Genomic DNA, 14,976 nt, shown 5'->3' with positions numbered 1-14,976 from the left:
TTTCCGCTTTTCTCCGAAATGCGGAAACGCTCCAGTTTATTACAGGCCGAGCAGGCCGAAGATGGTGCCAGCAGACTTGTAGCCCATGTACCACGTCAAGGCACAGGTCAGAACGCCAAGCCCGAGCAGGATGCGCGAGTAGCGATGGCCGCCCATCAGGTCTTCGCGTTTCCACGCGGCAAACAGGAAGATGCTAAGGCCGATGGGCAGGATGAGGCCGTTCAGGCCGCCGACGAAAACCAGCATGGCGGCGGGTGGCGTGGTGATCAGCAGGTAGCAGACGAGCGAAACGGCGATGAAAATAATCGTCGCTATGTTACGGGCACGTTCGCTCATGTCCTGCTTGAAGACGGGCAGGAACGATACGGAGGTGTAGGCTGCGCCGATGACGCTGGTGATGGCCGCTGCCCAGAAGATGATGCCGAAGAGCCGGAAGCCGAGATCGCCCGCAGCCGACCGGAAAGCCTGTGCGGCAGGGTTGGCGGCCTGGCCGGACGTATCGATGATGACGCCGCTGGCGACGACGCCGAGAATGGCGAGGAACAGCACATAGCGCATGATGCCGGTGACGGCGATGCCGGTCAGCGCGGCGCGGTTGACGACAGGCAGGTTTTCGATGCCGACCATTCCCCGGTCCAGCAACCGGTGTGCGCCCGAATAGGTGATGTAGCCGCCCACGGTGCCGCCGACGATGGTGGTGATGGTCGCAAAATTGATCGTATCGGGCAAGAAGGTCTGGCGGAAGGCGTCACCCACCGGCGGTGCCGAAACGAACGCCACATAGAGCGTCAGCACGATCATCATGAGGCCGGCGAAGATAATGAACCGGTCGACTGCCAGCCCTGCACGCTTGGAAACGAAGATGGCGATGGAGAATATCGCGCTGATGGCGCCGCCGATTTTCGGGTCCAGCCCGAAAATGGCATTGAGACCAAGGCCGGTGCCGCCGATATTGCCGATGTTGAAGAACAGGCCACCGATGATGACGAGGATAGCCAGGAAATAACCGGCGCCGGGAATGGCGGCATTGGCGATATCGGATGCGCGCATACGCGTCAGCGTCACAATGCGCCAGATGTTGAGCTGGACGACGAAGTCGATGAGGATGGAGGCAAGAATGCCGAAAGCGAAGGCCGCGCCCAGCTGCGTGGTGAATGTCGCCGTCTGCGTGATGAAGCCCGGACCGATGGCGGATGTCGCCATCAGGAAGATCGCTCCCAGAAGAGATGCGCGTTTTGACATTTTTAGGTCGGCAGTCGGGGTGAGCTTTTTCTGCTCCATGGATTTTCTCCGCTCCTATCGCTATCCGCCCCTCGCGGATGCTTTATGGCAAGAGTTTGTCGTGTTCCGTGAATTTGTCAATATTGTTCAACAATAAATAATAATCGTTCTCTCATTTTGTCTATTTGTTGGACGTTATGCGCATGAATTCACCACGTTTTTTTCGTGCTTTGCTAATGCTTTGTGCTATGGGCAGAACATAGCCGTGTCTGAACATGCCTGTCACGGAATTCCCGATGCTGCATTGCTCTTCAGAAAGGAGCGCCATGACGGAAACGATAGAGGGTCTGCCGCTTGCGGATCGATTGGCAAAGGGTATTCGCACCCTGCTGATATCTGGTGAGCTGGCGCCGGGGCAGCGCCTTTCCGAGGCAGCCTTCAGCGAACGTTTCGACGTCTCCCGCAATTCGTTGCGTGAAGCCTTCCGGCTTTTGACCAAGGACGGGCTATTGCGCCATGAAGCCAATCGCGGTGTCTTCGTTGCCGTGCCCACCATGTCTTCGGTGATCGATATCTACCGGGTGCGGCGCATGGTGGAATGCGGCGCGTTGCGTCAGGCCTGGCACAAGCACCCCGCGATCAAGACAATGCGGGCAGCGGTCGAGGACGCCAAGGTCAAGCGTGAAGATGCCGACTGGCTGGGTGTTGGAAGCGCCAACATGAAATTCCACGCTGCGGTCGTCGATCTTCTCGACAGTGCCCGTCTCAGTGATTTTTACGAGCGTATCGCCGCTGAGCTCAGGCTTTGCTTCGGTTTGCTGAAAGATCCCGAACAGCTTCATTCCCCCTTTGTGGACATGAACAGCAAGATCCTGTCGCTGATGGAAGAAGGCAAGGCGCAACAAGCCGGTGAGGAGATGGAAATCTATCTCAATCTGTCCGAGCGTACGGTTCTGAAGGCGCTTGAACGCGCCGTCGAACACGCTTCCTGACATGACGGGCGGCAGGGGAGGAAACGACCCTTGCCGCTCCCGCCATTTTTTGCATCCGCAGCCGATTGCCAAGTTTGCTGCGCTGCGTCATCAATGACGACATGACGCTTCGCGACCTGACCATTCTCGTTATCGACGAAAACGCGATCCGCGCCTCCATCATCGAGGAGGGGCTACGCGAGGCGGGCTATTATCGCGTCACGGTCATCCATGAGGTGAATGGGGTGGCGCGCACCATCGAGACGCTGCAGCCCGACGTCATTTTCATCGATCTGGAAAATCCCAATCGTGACATGATGGAGCATCTGTTCCAGCTCACCCGCACGGTTGGCCGGCCGATCGCCATGTTTGTCGATCGTTCCGACACGGCGTCCATCGAGGCGGCCGTCGAGGCGGGCGTTTCCGCCTATGTGGTGGACGGGCTGAAGAAGGAGCGGGTCAAGCCCATTCTCGATATGGCAGTCAGCCGCTTTAATGCTTTCAGCCGTCTGCAACGGGAACTTGCCGACGCCAAGTCGGCGCTTGAGGAACGCAAGGTCATCGAGCGCGCCAAGGGCATCCTGATGAAGATGCGTGGTCTTTCCGAAGAGGAGGCGTTTGCGCTTTTGCGCCAGACGGCAATGAACGAGAAAAAGAAGATTTCCGAGATCGCGCAAAGCGTGGTCACCGCGGCCGGTCTGTTGATGTGACGAACCGCCGGTCGGACAGTCAAGGAGTGCATGATATGGCGGCACCGGAAAAAACGGCCGGATCACACAGTGGAATAACGCAAGCCCAGGGCGCACCCGCAGTCGTCGGCAGCGACCGGCAGAAAATCCTGCGTGCCGGCTTTATTCCGCTTGTCGACGCATCCGTCCTGATTGCTGCGGCCGAATTCGGTTTCGCCGAACGCGAAGGCCTTTCGCTCGATCTCGTCAAGGATGTTTCCTGGGCGAATGTGCGCGACCGGCTGGCGTTTCGGCAATTCGATATCGCCCACATGCTGTCGCCGATGCCGGTCGCCTCCATGCTCGGGCTCGGCTCCAACCCGTCGCCGACGATCACGCCCTTTTCACTCGGACGGGGCGGCAATGCGATCACGCTCTCGACCCGGCTTTTTGAGCGGATGAAGGCTTTGACCGGGCTTTCCGAAACGGCGGGAGCGCTGGAAAACGCCGAGGCGTTGAAGCGGGTGCTCGATGATATGCGCGCCCGCGGCGAGCCGCCGCCGACGCTCGGCATGACCTATCCGTTTTCATCGCATAATTACGAATTTCGCTATTGGCTGGCCGCTGGCGGTATTCATCCCGATCATGATGTGAAGCTTGTGGTGGTTCCGCCGCCATTGACCTCGGATGCGCTCGCTGCCGGAGCCATTGACGGTTTCTGCGTCGGTGCGCCATGGAACATCGTCGCCGCCGAGCGTGGTGTCGGCCGGATCGTTGCCGCCAAGCAGGATCTGTGGCCTTCCGCACCGGAAAAGGTCATTGGCATGCGACCCGAATGGGCGGAAAACCAGCAGGAAACCGTCGGGCGGTTGCTGTCGGCGCTCGATGCCGCCGCGCGCTGGTGTGATGTTGCGGGAAATCACGATGATCTGAGCCGGGTGCTTGCTGATCCCCGCTATATCGGCGCACCGGAAGGCATCATCCGCCGTGTGCTTGCTGGTGAGTTCAGCATCGACAGCCAGGGCAACCGCCGGGTGATCGACAATTATTTCATCTTCCACGGCCGTCACGCCAATTATCCGCGCCAGAGCCAGGCATTGTGGATTTACAGCCAGATGATCCGCTGGGGGCAGGCCGAGTTTTCACAGGCAGGTATGGAGGCCGCCCTGTCTGCCTATCGGCCGGATATTTATAGGGCGGCGCTGGGCGATGCCAATGCGCCTGATGATGCCGATATCCGCATCGAAGGGCAGGAGGCTGGCGACCGTTTTGTGGACGGCTTCGTCTTTGATCCCGCTGACATTACAGGGTATGTGAATGGTTTTGCCGTGCGCAGTTCTGCCCCTGTTTCCACCTCCCAAGGCGAAGCCTGAGAGCAGTTCAGCCGGGCTAGCTGCGCAAATTTCAAGCGCGGAATTTCTCCAGTTGCGCAAACGATAGACAAAATTGCGGCTGGTTAAAATTTGATCGTTTGACGAGAATTCAGAAATTCTGTTTTATTTACAATAATATAGCTTCCATATAGAAAACTGGCACGCCTCTTGCGTCTCTTTGTTTGCACCGGTCAACGGCGATCGGGGCGAGCAGGGCGCGGCATAGGCGCTTTCAAAGACATAGACGTCGCAAGGTTTTGCTGCCCGGAACACCTCCCGTTCCGCAGGCGCAAACACCGAGCGGCGTTTTTTTATTTTCAGGTTTTTTCGCAAGCGAAAACGTCACCCGCAAAGGTGGCCTAATAAGGGGAACATGCGAATGAAAGAGATAGTCTCCGGCGCTGTCAGCCGCCGCACGATATTGAAGACGACAGCCGCCGTCGCCCTCGTCAGCGCCGTGCGCGCGGCCTTTCCTTCCGGTGCTTTCGCAGCCACCGCTGAGCCCGAGGTGAAAGGCGCGAAAATAGGGTTCATCGCGCTGACCGATGCCGCCCCGCTCATCGTTGCGGCAGAAAAGGGCCTCTTCGCCAAACACGGCATGCCGGATGTCGAGGTTCTGAAACAGGCCTCCTGGGGTGCGACGCGCGACAATCTCGTGCTCGGCGGCGCATCGAACGGCATTGACGGCGCGCATATCCTGACACCCATGCCCTATCTCATGCATACCGGCAGGGTGACCCAGAATAATGTGCCGGTGCCGATGGCCATCCTCGCCCGCCTCAACCTCGACAGCCAGGGCATTTCCGCCGCCAGGGAATATGCCGAAACCGGCGTTCAACTGGATGCTTCCAAGTTAAAGGCGGCTTTTGAGAAAAAGAAGGCCGAGGGCAAGGAAATCAAGGCCGCCATGACCTTCCCCGGCGGCACGCATGATCTGTGGCTTCGCTATTGGCTTGCCGCCGGCGGCATCGACCCGGACAAGGACGTCTCCACCATTGTCGTTCCGCCGCCGCAGATGGTCGCCAATATGAAGGTCGGCAATATGGACGTCTTCTGTGTGGGCGAACCCTGGAACGAGCAGCTCGTCAATCAGGGCATCGGTTTCACCGCCTGTACCACCGGCGAACTCTGGAAGGGCCATCCGGAAAAGGCGCTCGGCATGCGCGCCGACTGGGTGGAAAAGAACCCTAACGCCACCAAGGCGCTGCTGATGGCCGTCATGGAGGCGCAGCAATGGTGCGATGAAATGGCGAACAAGGAGGAAATGTCCGCCATCCTCGGCAAACGCCAATGGTTTAACGTGCCACCGAAGGACGTTCTCGGTCGCCTCAAGGGCAATATCAATTACGGCAACGGCCGCGTGCTCGAAAATACCGGCCTGCAGATGAAGTTCTGGCAGGACCACACCTCCTATCCCTTCCGCAGCCATGACAGCTGGTTCATCGCGGAGAACATCCGCTGGGGCAAATTCGCGCCCGATACGGATGTGAAGGCGCTGGTCGCGAAGGTCAACCGCGAGGATATCTGGCGCGAGGCGGCCAAGGATCTCGGCGTTGCCGATCTTCCCGCCTCCACCTCGCGCGGCAAGGAAACCTTCTTCGACGGCAAGGTCTTCGATCCTGAAAACCCGTCGGCCTATCTCGAAAGCCTGTCCATCAAGGCGGCCTCCTGAGGAGGAGAGCCGGGTGCCGCTCCTCATCCGCCAGCAGTGCCACCCAACCGGCGCCGCTGAAGACCGGATGAGGGGCGAGCCCAGACCGCAACCGAAATCAAGAGGGAACGCCCATGTCCGCATTGGCCCGTAAATTCAACGAAGAGCCGCATCAGCCGGTAGCGCAGAAGGCAAATATCGTGTCGCTTGCGCCGAAACAGTCACCGCGCATCGATCTGCGCAAATGGAGTGTGGCGGCGGCCCGCAACACCATACCGCCATTCCTCGTACTCGCCATTCTGCTCGGTGTCTGGCAGCTTCTCTGTTCCGCGCCGGGCGCATCGCTGCCGCCGCCAAGCCAGGTCTTCGAGGAAAGCTACGATCTCATCGTATCGCCGTTCTTCGAGAACGGATCGCAGGATATCGGCCTTGGCTGGCGTGTGCTGGTATCGCTGGAGCGCGTGGCTTACGGTTTCGGCCTTGCGGCGATCGCCGGCATCATTCTCGGTGCCGTCATCGGCCAGTCGGTCTGGGCCTTGCGTGGTCTCGACCCGATCTTTCAGGTGCTGCGCACCGTGCCGCCGCTTGCCTGGCTGCCGCTGTCGCTGGCCGCTTTTCAGGACAGCAACCCTTCCGCCATTTTCGTGATCTTCATCACCTCCATCTGGCCGGTCATCATCAACACGGCGGTCGGCGTGCGCAATATTCCGCAGGACTACCGCAACGTGGCGCAGGTGCTGCGGCTCAACCAGCTGGAATTTTTCTTCAAGATCATGCTGCCTTCGGCGGCGCCCTATATCTTCACCGGCCTGCGTATCGGCATCGGCCTTTCGTGGCTCGCCATCGTTGCGGCGGAAATGCTGACCGGCGGCGTCGGCATCGGTTTCTTCATCTGGGATGCGTGGAACTCCTCGCGCCTGCCCGACATCATCGTGGCGCTCGCTTACATCGGCATTGTCGGCTTCATGCTCGACAAGCTGGTGGCTGCTCTCGGCAAGGTCATCACCCGCGGCGCTGCGGCTAATTGAGGGGGCCAAAATTATGAACGTTTATCTTAAGCTCGATCATATCGACAAATATTTCGACAAGGGCGGCGCACGCGCCGAGGTGTTGAAAGGCATCAACCTCACCATCGGCAGAGGCGAATTCGTCTCGGTCATCGGCCATTCCGGCTGTGGCAAGTCCACCATGCTGAACCTCATCGCCGGGCTGACAAAAGTCTCCGCCGGTGCGGTGCTTCTCGAAAACCGGGAGGTCAACGAGCCCGGTCCGGAACGCGCTGTCGTGTTCCAGAACCACAGCCTGCTGCCGTGGCTTTCGGTCTATGAAAACGTCAATCTCGCCGTGGAGAAAGTGTTCCGCAACACCAAGACACGGGCCGAGCGGCACGACTGGGTCATGCGCAATCTCGATCTCGTGCAGATGGCCCACGCAAAAGACAAGAAACCGTCTGAAATTTCCGGCGGCATGAAGCAGCGCGTCGGCATCGCACGGGCGCTCGCCATGGAGCCGAAAATCCTGCTGCTGGACGAGCCTTTCGGAGCGCTCGACGCGCTGACCCGCGCCCATCTTCAAGACGCGGTGATGGAAATCCACGCCCGGCTCGGCAACACCATGGTCATGATCACCCATGATGTCGACGAGGCGGTGCTGCTCTCCGACCGTATCGTGATGATGACCAACGGTCCCGCCGCCCATATCGGCGAAGTGCTGGACGTGCCGCTGGCACGCCCGCGCAACCGCATCGAGCTCGCCTCCGACAAGACCTATCTCAAATGCCGCGAGGCCGTGCTGAAATTCCTTTACGAACGTCACCGCTTCATCGAAGCTGCGGAGTAACGACCATGACGCAAAAACTCGTCATCATCGGCAATGGCATGGCGCCGGGGCGCATGCTGGAGAACCTGTTCGAAACCACTCCCGGCCTCTACGACGTCACCATTTTCAACGCCGAGCCGCGCGTCAATTACGACCGCATCATGCTCTCGCCGGTTCTTTCAGGCGAAAAGAGCTATGAGGATATCGTCATTCATAATGACGAATGGTACGCCGCCAATAATGTCACGCTGCACAAGGGCGCGAAGGTCACCGGCATCGACCGCGACAGAAAGACCGTGACCAGCGAAAACGGCATCACGGTTTCCTACGACAAGCTGGTGATCGCCACCGGCTCTCTGCCCTTCATCATTCCCGTTCCCGGCCATCAGCTGCCGGGCGTGCTTGCCTATCGCGATCTCGACGACGTCACGAAAATGCTGGAAATCGCCGAGGGGAAAGGCCGCGCCATCGTCATCGGCGCCGGTCTTCTCGGGCTGGAAGCGGCCTATGGCCTCAAGCGTCAGGGCATGGATGTCACCGTCATCCACCTGATGCCGACGATCATGGAGCGCCAGCTCGATCCGGCAGCGGCCTATCTTCTGGAAAAAGCGCTGAACGAGCGCGGCATCGACATCGTCACCAAGGCCAACACCAAGTGCATCCTCGGTGAAGACAAGGTCGAAGGCATAGAGCTGGAAGACGGCCGTGTTATCAAGGGCGATATGGTGGTGATGGCGGTCGGCATCCGTCCCGCCTCCGGTCTCGCAAAGGAAGCCGGCATCGCCGTCAATCGCGGCATCGTCGTGGATGACGGCATGATGACCTCGGATGCCTCGATCTACGCGCTCGGCGAATGCGCCGAACATCGCGGCATCTGCTACGGGCTGGTTGCACCGCTTTACGAATCGGCGCGGGTGCTGGCCGACCGGCTTCGCGGCGGTTCGGCCGAATATCACGGCTCCGTCACCAATACGAAGCTGAAGGTCACCGGCATCAACCTGTTTTCCGCCGGCGATTTCGCCGAAGGTGACGACCGCGAGGAAATCGTGCTGCGCGATGCCACGGCCGGTGTCTACAAGCGCCTGATCCTCAAGGACAACCGCATCATCGGCGCGGTTCTTTACGGCGAGACGGCGGACGGATCATGGTTCTTCGACCTGATGAAGAAATCCACCGACATTTCCGCCATGCGCGAAACCCTGATCTTCGGCCAGGCCTATCAGGGAGGGTCGCCGCTGGACCCTATGGCGGCCGTTGCAGCCTTGCCGGATGATGCGGAAATCTGCGGCTGCAACGGCGTGTGCAAGGGCAAGATCACCACGGCCATCACCTCCAAGGGGCTGACATCGCTCGACGATGTGCGGGCCCACACCAAGGCGTCCGCCTCCTGCGGCAATTGCACCGGCCTTGTCGAGCAGCTGATGACGCTGACGCTCGGCGACAGCTACAACCCCGCCGCCGTGCAGCCCATGTGCAAATGCACGGATCTCGGCCATGACGATGTGCGCCGGCTCATTGAGGCCAAGGGTCTGAAGACCATTCCCGCCGTGATGCAGGAACTGGAATGGAAGACCTCCTGCGGCTGCGCCAAGTGCCGGCCGGCGCTTAATTATTACCTCGTCTGCGACTTCCCGGACGAATATGCCGATGATTACCAGTCGCGCTACATCAATGAGCGCGTTCACGCCAATATCCAGAAGGACGGCACCTATTCCGTCGTGCCGCGCATGTGGGGCGGCGTCACCTCCTCCTCTGAGCTTAGGGCGATTGCCGATGTGGTCGACAAGTTCGATATCCCTATGGTGAAGGTAACGGGCGGCCAGCGTATCGACCTGCTCGGCATCGAGAAGGAGGATCTGCCCGCCGTCTGGGCCGATCTCGGCAAGGCCGGCTTCATTTCCGGTCAGGCCTACGCCAAGGGCTTGCGCACGGTAAAAACCTGTGTCGGTCAGCAATGGTGCCGTTTCGGCACGCAGGATTCGACCGGGCTCGGCATCCGCATCGAAAAATTCATGTGGGGCTCGTGGACGCCCGCCAAGCTGAAGCTTGCCGTTTCCGGCTGTCCGCGTAACTGCGCGGAGGCCACCTGCAAGGATATCGGCGTCATCTGCGTCGATTCCGGTTTTGAAATCCACTTCGCCGGTGCTGCGGGTCTCGATATCAAGGGCACGGAAGTTCTGGGTCTCGTCCATACCGAGGACGAGGCGCTGGAACATATCGTCGCGCTGACGCAGATGTATCGCGAACAGGCGCGCTATCTCGAGCGTATCTACAAATGGGCCAAGCGCATCGGTTACGACGAGGTGCGCCGCCAAATCATGGAGGATGCTGACAAGCGCCGGGCCTATTTCGAGCGCTTCGTCTTCAGTCAAAAATTCGCGCAGATCGATCCCTGGTCGGAGCGTGTCTCCGGCCGCGACAAGCATGAGTTCAGGCCCATGGCGGCGATCGGTTTCAGCGAGGCGGCGGAGTGAGAACGATGGACAGCAACTGGATCGATATTGGCGATATCTCCGACATCCCGCTGCGCGGCGCGCGGTGCGTGAAGACACCGATGGGCAAGATTGCGGTGTTCCGCACGGCGGAAAATCAGGTCTTCGCCATCGAGGATCATTGCCCGCACAAGGGCGGGCCGCTCTCCCAGGGCATCGTGCACGGGGCTTCGGTGACGTGTCCGCTGCACAATTGGGTGATTTCGCTGGAAACCGGCAAGGCGTTGGGGGCGGATGAAGGGGAGGTACGGACGATTCCGGTGCGTAATCTGGATGGGCGGCTTTCTATTGCGCTTGAGACCCTGATGATTGCGGCGGAGTGAATGGAGATGGCGGCGAAGATACCCCCCTCTGTCCTGCCGGACATCTCCCCCTCAAGGGGGGAGATCGACAAGCGGATGGCTCCCATCTTCATAGCCGCAGGCCGTATCGCAAGCTGTGAATCGGCGTTCGCGCCACAATTGATCTCCCCCCTTGAGGGGGAGATGTCCGGCAGGACAGAGGGGGGTAAACGCCACGCGCCGAGAGGGCAAATAAGAGGGCAAAACCATACCCGTTGAAACCAAAACCACCTGTCCCTATTGCGGCGTCGGCTGTGGCGTCATCGCCACCGTTGCCGATGACGGCGTCGTTTCCGTCAAAGGCGATCCGGACCACCCCGCCAATTTCGGTCGCCTGTGCTCTAAAGGTTCTGCTCTGGCCGAAACCATCGATCTCGACGGCCGCCTGCTTTACCCTGAAATCGCCGGCCGGCGGGCGGCATGGGGCGAGGCGCTCGATCTCGTCGCGTCCCGTTTTTTCGACGCCATTGCCGAACACGGCCCGGATTCGGTCGCCTTTTACGTTTCCGGCCAGTTGCTGACCGAGGATTATTACCTGGCGAACAAGCTGATGAAAGGTTTCATCGGCTCGGCCAATATCGACACCAATTCAAGGCTCTGCATGTCGTCCTCCGTCGCCGGCCACCGCCGCGCCTTCGGCGCCGATACGGTGCCGGGCACCTACGAGGATATGGAGCTTGCCGATCTGGTGATCCTCACCGGTTCCAACCTCGCCTGGTGCCATCCCGTTCTTTATCAAAGGCTGGCGGCGGCGAAGGCGGCGCGGCCGGGGATGAAGGTCGTCGTCATCGATCCGCGCCGGACGATGAGCGCCGATATTGCCGATATGCACCTTGCGATCCGCCCGGATGGGGATGTGGCGCTGTTTACCGGCCTGCTGGCACATCTTTCCGACAGTTTGGCCATCGATCGCGCTTACGTGCAAAACCATACGGTCGGCTTCGATGCCGCCATGCAGACCGCACGCGCGCATAGCCTGACGGAAATCGCGGCGGCCACCGGCCTGACCATCGCCGAACTGATATCCTTTTACGAATTGTTCGAGCGCACGGAAAAAACCGTCACCTGCTACAGCCAGGGCGTCAACCAGTCTGAAAGCGGCACCGACAAGGTCAACGCCATCATCAATTGCCATCTCGCCACCGGCCGCATCGGCCGGCCGGGCATGGGGCCATTTTCGCTGACCGGCCAGCCGAACGCCATGGGCGGGCGAGAGGTGGGCGGGCTTGCCAATATGCTGGCCGCCCATATGGCTATCGAAAGCGCCGAGGATCGCGGCCGTGTCCAGCGCTTCTGGGGATCGCCCGTCATCGCGCAAAAGCCCGGCCTGAAGGCGGTGGACATGTTCCGGGCGGTGGCGGACGGTCGCATCAAGGCGCTGTGGATCATGGCCACGAACCCGGTCGTCTCCATGCCGGATGCCGGTGCCGTCGAGGCGGCGATAAAGGCCTGTCCTTTTGTCGTCGTCTCCGATGTCATGGCGAGTACCGACACGGCTCGCCATGCGCATGTGCTTCTGCCATCGCTTGGCTGGGGGGAAAAGGACGGGACCGTCACCAACTCCGAGCGCCGCATTTCCCGCCAGCGCGGCTTTCTGCCTGTGCCTGGCCAAGCCAGGGCCGACTGGTGGCAGATGGCGGAAGTGGGCCGGCGCATGGGCTTCGGCGCGGCCTTCGCCTATCGCAATCCATCGGAGATTTTTGCCGAACATGCCGCTCTTTCCGCTTTCGAAAATGCCGGTAGCCGTGATTTCGATATCGGCGGGATCGACCGGGATGGCTACGACGGGATGACTCCCTTCCAATGGCCGAAAGCCGAGGCCGGCAAGGCCGAGGTGACGCGCTTTTTCGCGAACGGCCGGTTTTATCATGAAGATGGCAAGGCAAGGCTGATCGCCACCGCCTTGCCGCAGACAAACAGGACATCGGCGGACTATCCGCTGACGCTGAATACCGGGCGCGTTCGCGACCAATGGCACACGATGACCCGCACCGGCAAAAGCGCCCGCCTCACCGCCCATATCGCCGAGCCTTTCGCCGAGTTTCACCCGCGCGATGCGCAGGCGCTGGGAATAGAAAGCGCCGATCTGGTGGAGCTGGAAAGTCCTCATGGCAAGGTGTTGCTGCGGGCGCTGATCAGTGAGAGGCAGGCGCGCGGCTCGGTGTTTGCGCCGATGCACTGGAACGACCAGTTCGCCTCGCAGGCGCGCATCGATGTCGTGGTTGCCCCGGTGACGGACCCGCATTCCGGTCAGCCCGCCTCGAAAAACATGGGCGTAAGGGCAAGGCGCTTCGAAGCAAAAGCCTATGGTTTCGCCATCTCCCGCATCCGGCCGGATGCGCAAGATTGTGCCTATTGGGCCATGGCCAAAGCGGATGGCGGCTATCGCATGGAACTCGCTTTTGCGGAGGAGCCGCAGGACTGGACATTCTGGGCGCGGCAGGTCTTCGGCATTGAGGCCAGAATCGAGCCCTTGGGTTACAGCGACCGGCACACGGGCGACCTGCGCCTTGCCTTCTTCGACGGCGATATCCTGCTGGCGGCGCTGTTCATCGCGAGGCAGCCGGTGGCCGTTGCCCGCAATTGGGCGATCTCGCAGTTGACCGAACGCCATGAAGATTTGCGCATGCGTTTTGCGCTGGTCGCTGGTCGCCCCGGCGCCGGCCGCGCCGATCCGGGCGCCACTGTCTGCTCCTGCTTTAACGTCGGGATGAACCAGATTACCGCCGCCATCCGTGAGGGTTGTCACAGCGTCGAAGCCATCGGCAAAGCGCTGAATGCCGGAACCAATTGCGGCTCCTGCCGCGCCGAAATCAGGGGGATCATCGATGGATGCCTTAAAACCGCAGCGGAATGAACCGGCCCGCATGGAAAGACTGGCCAAGCTGCCGGTCTTCTGGGGGCTCGAGAGCAAGCGTGTGGTTCTGGCGGGCGGATCGGAAGGCGCCGCCTGGAAGGCGGAACTTCTGCTGGCCTGCGGGGCGGAGGTGCATGTCTATTGCAGCAAAGGCGATTTGTCGGAGACCTTTGCGGCTCTTATCGAAAGAAACTCATGCCTGAACGTCCATGACGAGCCTTGGCATCCGGGCATATTCGAAAATGCCGAACTTGCGCTGGCGGATTGCGAAACGGATGTGGAGGCTGAAGCTTTTTATTCCGCCGCACGGGGGGCCGGCGTGCCCGTCAATGTCATCGACAAGCCGGAATTCTGCCAGTTCCAGTTCGGCTCCATCGTCAATCGCTCGCCGGTGGTGGTGTCGATCTCCACCGACGGTGCCGCGCCCATTCTGGCACAGGCCATCCGCCGGCGCATCGAGACATTGCTGCCGCTTTCGCTGAAGGACTGGGGCGCGCTCGCCCAGGCAATCCGCGAGCGCGTCAATCTGCGGCTCGCTCCCGGCGCGTCGCGGCGTTATTTCTGGGAAAAATTCGTCGATCGGGCCTTCACCGAAAGGCTGGATGAGGGCAGCGAGGAACGGCTGCTTGCGGATATCGGAATGCAGGCTGCGCGGGCAGGATTGGGGCGCGGCCTTGTGACGCTTGTGGGCGCCGGACCGGGCGATGCCGAACTGCTGACGCTGAAAGCGGTGCGCGCTTTGCAGGCGGCCGATGTCATCCTGTTCGACGATCTCGTTTCAGCCGAGGTGCTTGAACTGGCGCGACGGGAGGCGAAGCGCATGCTGGTCGGCAAGCGCGGCGGTCGGGAAAGTTGCCGGCAGGAAGACATCAATGACATGATGATCCGCCTCGCCAAGGCCGGCAAACGGGTGGTGCGGTTGAAATCCGGCGATCCGATGATTTTCGGGCGCGCCGGCGAGGAGATCGCCGCGCTGGAAGCCGAAAATATCCCGGTCGAGATTGTGCCCGGCATCACTGCCGCAAGTGCCATGGCCTCGCGTCTGGGTGTTTCCCTGACCCATCGCGACCATGCCCAGTCGGTACGCTTCATCACCGGCCATTCCCGGCAGGGAAAGCTACCGGAGAATATCGACTGGCAATCCCTGTCAAACCCTTCCGTGACCACGATTTTTTACATGGGCGGGCGAACCGCAGCCAGCATAGAGGCCTGCCTGCTCGCTCACGGCATGCCCGCTTCAACGCCCGTTGCGGTCATGATTTCCGTCAGCCGGGCGAATGAGCAGCGCTGGTGCGGCCCCCTGATGGAACTCGGTGCCGCCGTCAAGAGACTGGGCGTGAACGAACCTGTGCTGATCGGTATCGGCGATGTATTTGCTGTCGCCTCCTCGGCGATGTCCCGCTCCAACCTGTTGATTGAGAAAGTCGGCTAAATAATATCGTCAAGTGGCTTCAAGCCCTGCCTGCGGAACCGCATTTCGCTGTTTTGATACCGCCACTATCGCTACTGTGGAACGGTCCCTTGACATTGGTTTTCCCTTCGCTCTTCAATAAAACGAAAAAATTGAAAGAGGAGGGAGGGTGA

11 protein-coding genes are annotated in these 14,976 nt (G+C 60.5%); 10 read left to right on the top strand and 1 reads right to left on the bottom strand.

Annotation, left to right across the window (positions count from 1 at the left end; all coding sequences use genetic code 11):
* Nucleotides 1-39 precede the first annotated feature (39 nt).
* On the bottom strand, nucleotides 40-1,281 hold the full coding sequence (locus tag O9X91_RS16560; RefSeq protein WP_077983236.1) for an NRAMP family divalent metal transporter: 1,242 nt from the start codon (nucleotides 1,279-1,281) through the stop codon (nucleotides 40-42).
* Nucleotides 1,282-1,547: 266 nt separating this feature from the next.
* On the opposite strand from O9X91_RS16560, the gene O9X91_RS16555 reads away from it, so the two are divergent.
* From O9X91_RS16555 to cysG, 10 genes are all read left to right on the top strand, one after another.
* Nucleotides 1,548-2,213: a GntR family transcriptional regulator gene (locus O9X91_RS16555; protein WP_077983237.1), complete on the top strand. Its 666-nt coding sequence runs from the start codon at nucleotides 1,548-1,550 to the stop codon at nucleotides 2,211-2,213.
* 101 nt (nucleotides 2,214-2,314) lie between these two features.
* Complete coding sequence (locus O9X91_RS16550) at nucleotides 2,315-2,902, top strand: ANTAR domain-containing response regulator (RefSeq protein ID WP_077983262.1); 588 nt, start codon at nucleotides 2,315-2,317, stop codon at nucleotides 2,900-2,902.
* 35 nt (nucleotides 2,903-2,937) lie between these two features.
* Entirely contained in the window at nucleotides 2,938-4,233 is a 1,296-nt protein-coding gene (locus O9X91_RS16545; RefSeq protein ID WP_269833620.1) for a CmpA/NrtA family ABC transporter substrate-binding protein, read from the top strand.
* A 379-nt stretch (nucleotides 4,234-4,612) separates the two neighbouring features.
* Entirely contained in the window at nucleotides 4,613-5,905 is a 1,293-nt protein-coding gene (locus tag O9X91_RS16540; protein WP_077983239.1) for a CmpA/NrtA family ABC transporter substrate-binding protein, read from the top strand.
* A 113-nt stretch (nucleotides 5,906-6,018) separates the two neighbouring features.
* The gene (gene ntrB / locus O9X91_RS16535; protein WP_142913552.1) at nucleotides 6,019-6,912 is read left to right on the top strand and encodes a nitrate ABC transporter permease; all 894 of its coding nucleotides are present in this window, start codon (nucleotides 6,019-6,021) and stop codon (nucleotides 6,910-6,912) included.
* A 13-nt stretch (nucleotides 6,913-6,925) separates the two neighbouring features.
* A complete protein-coding gene (locus O9X91_RS16530; protein WP_077983241.1) occupies nucleotides 6,926-7,723 on the top strand; it encodes an ABC transporter ATP-binding protein in 798 nt (265 codons plus the stop codon).
* Nucleotides 7,724-7,728: 5 nt separating this feature from the next.
* Entirely contained in the window at nucleotides 7,729-10,176 is a 2,448-nt protein-coding gene (gene nirB, locus O9X91_RS16525; protein WP_269833619.1) for a nitrite reductase large subunit NirB, read from the top strand.
* A gap of 5 nt (nucleotides 10,177-10,181) precedes the next feature.
* Nucleotides 10,182-10,517 (top strand): nitrite reductase small subunit NirD, encoded by a 336-nt coding sequence (nirD, locus tag O9X91_RS16520; RefSeq protein ID WP_003519747.1) that lies wholly within the window; start codon nucleotides 10,182-10,184, stop codon nucleotides 10,515-10,517.
* A 226-nt stretch (nucleotides 10,518-10,743) separates the two neighbouring features.
* On the top strand, nucleotides 10,744-13,392 hold the full coding sequence (locus tag O9X91_RS16515; protein ID WP_269833626.1) for a nitrate reductase: 2,649 nt from the start codon (nucleotides 10,744-10,746) through the stop codon (nucleotides 13,390-13,392).
* Entirely contained in the window at nucleotides 13,364-14,824 is a 1,461-nt protein-coding gene (gene cysG / locus O9X91_RS16510) for a siroheme synthase CysG (RefSeq protein ID WP_269833618.1), read from the top strand. The genes O9X91_RS16515 and cysG overlap by 29 nt, the downstream gene beginning before the upstream one ends.
* The last annotated feature ends 152 nt before the right edge of the window (nucleotides 14,825-14,976 follow it).

The organism is Agrobacterium salinitolerans (genome assembly GCF_027498475.1).
GTDB lineage: Bacteria > Pseudomonadota > Alphaproteobacteria > Rhizobiales > Rhizobiaceae > Agrobacterium > Agrobacterium salinitolerans.
The sequence above is the reverse complement of the archived record's forward strand: the minus strand, read 5'-3'. Positions and strand labels throughout refer to the sequence as shown.

Excerpts from the sequence above, each read along its gene's own strand:
- O9X91_RS16560 (WP_077983236.1), bottom strand. The coding sequence starts at position 1,281 with ATGGAGCAGAAAAAGCTCACCCCGACTGCCGACCTAAAAATGTCAAAA.
- O9X91_RS16555 (WP_077983237.1), top strand. The coding sequence starts at position 1,548 with ATGACGGAAACGATAGAGGGTCTGCCGCTTGCGGATCGATTGGCAAAG.
- O9X91_RS16550 (WP_077983262.1), top strand. The coding sequence starts at position 2,315 with ATGACGCTTCGCGACCTGACCATTCTCGTTATCGACGAAAACGCGATC.
- O9X91_RS16545 (WP_269833620.1), top strand. The coding sequence starts at position 2,938 with ATGGCGGCACCGGAAAAAACGGCCGGATCACACAGTGGAATAACGCAA.
- O9X91_RS16540 (WP_077983239.1), top strand. The coding sequence starts at position 4,613 with ATGAAAGAGATAGTCTCCGGCGCTGTCAGCCGCCGCACGATATTGAAG.
- ntrB (WP_142913552.1), top strand. The coding sequence starts at position 6,019 with ATGTCCGCATTGGCCCGTAAATTCAACGAAGAGCCGCATCAGCCGGTA.
- O9X91_RS16530 (WP_077983241.1), top strand. The coding sequence starts at position 6,926 with ATGAACGTTTATCTTAAGCTCGATCATATCGACAAATATTTCGACAAG.
- nirB (WP_269833619.1), top strand. The coding sequence starts at position 7,729 with ATGACGCAAAAACTCGTCATCATCGGCAATGGCATGGCGCCGGGGCGC.
- nirD (WP_003519747.1), top strand. The coding sequence starts at position 10,182 with ATGGACAGCAACTGGATCGATATTGGCGATATCTCCGACATCCCGCTG.
- cysG (WP_269833618.1), top strand. The coding sequence starts at position 13,364 with ATGGATGCCTTAAAACCGCAGCGGAATGAACCGGCCCGCATGGAAAGA.